The 1321-nt window shown below is 52.1% G+C and carries 1 protein-coding gene; it reads left to right on the forward strand.

Going from position 1 to position 1321, the window contains the following annotated elements; all coding sequences use genetic code 11:
- Positions 1–611: 611 nt before the first annotated feature.
- Positions 612–1321 (forward strand): DsbC family protein (locus AC1D1P_RS23550; RefSeq protein WP_477674672.1); only part of this gene is annotated, 710 nt, incomplete at its 3' end.

Below are 1321 nucleotides of genomic sequence, written 5' to 3' on the forward strand. Positions count from 1 at the left end.
GAGCACTTGTTCCTTCCGGGGGAGGCTCTTGGCAAAAAACGGCGTGCGCGCAGGTTGTAAAGAAAAACAGTAAGGAAAAAAGCGCAGTCTCAATCCACCTTCTAGATGTTTTAGGACTTTCGGAAGCTGGTGCCAAGACGGCAAACAGATAAATGCCGAGCCTCGGAACCCGCGACAACGTCCAATGAGGCCTTGTCGTACCTGCCGCCAACAACAGCGGATGCGCTATACGGGCGTCGCGCAAACGCGCAAACGCAAACCAGCTGTATGGCAATCCCATCCCTCACTCCCATTTTTTTTCGGCTCGAGGCCGCTTACATTCAGAGCGAATGTAATGCCAACCCCACTTGATCCGCATACTCAATAAACGAAATAAATGAGTCGTTCACTTAAAGACAACAGATAAAAAAATGCGCACTAGCAAATGGTGTTCATCTCTTTAAATGCTCGCCTGAAAAATGACAACTTAAGTGATCACAGCTAAGTCAAAGACAAGACACGTGCTCGGAAAACGACACAACCCCTATTTGCAGGAGGAGAAACGCCATCCAGATAAGGTCTTGCACGCTAAACTCATTGCAACAAAACGCAAGCAACGAATCAGGTTCCACATGCATATTTTGAAAAGAGTTGCTCTACTCGGTTTTGGGGCGCTCTTCCTTGCTTCGGCATTTGCGCAGGAAGCGGTCATTCGCAAAAACCTTGCTGAAAAAATGCCGGCCTCAACAAAAATCGATGAGGTCAGCAGGACACCCATCCGTGGTCTCTATGAAGTGCGGGTCGGTTTTGATATTTTCTATACCGACGAGCAAGGCCGCTACCTCCTGCGCGGCAGCCTGCTGGACACGCAGACCCGCAGGAACCTGACGGAGGAGCGGGTCGAGAAACTGAGCGTCGTTGATTTTGACAAGCTGCCTTTGGAAGATGCCTTCAAGATCGTTCGCGGGGACGGCGCGCGCAAGCTGGCCATATTCGAAGATCCCAACTGTGGCTACTGCAAACGCTTTGAACTAGAGATGGCCAACGTTAGCAATGTCACGGTCTACGTTTTTCTCTACCCTGTGCTGGGCCAGGATTCGACCATCAAGTCCCGCAACATCTGGTGCGCCGCCGACAAAGCCAAGACATGGTCAGACTGGATGACGCGCAGCACGACCCCGCCTCAAGCCGACTGCGATGTGAATTCGCTCAAGCGCAACCGGGAATTCGGCCAGAAGTACAACATTACCGGAACGCCGACAGTCATCTTTGCCGACGGATCGCGTGCGCCGGGCGCCATCAGCGCACAGGAGGTCGAAAAAAGATTGGTCAGCCTGAGAAC

The sequence above is a fragment of the Polaromonas sp. P1_E1_2 genome, assembly GCF_056406035.1.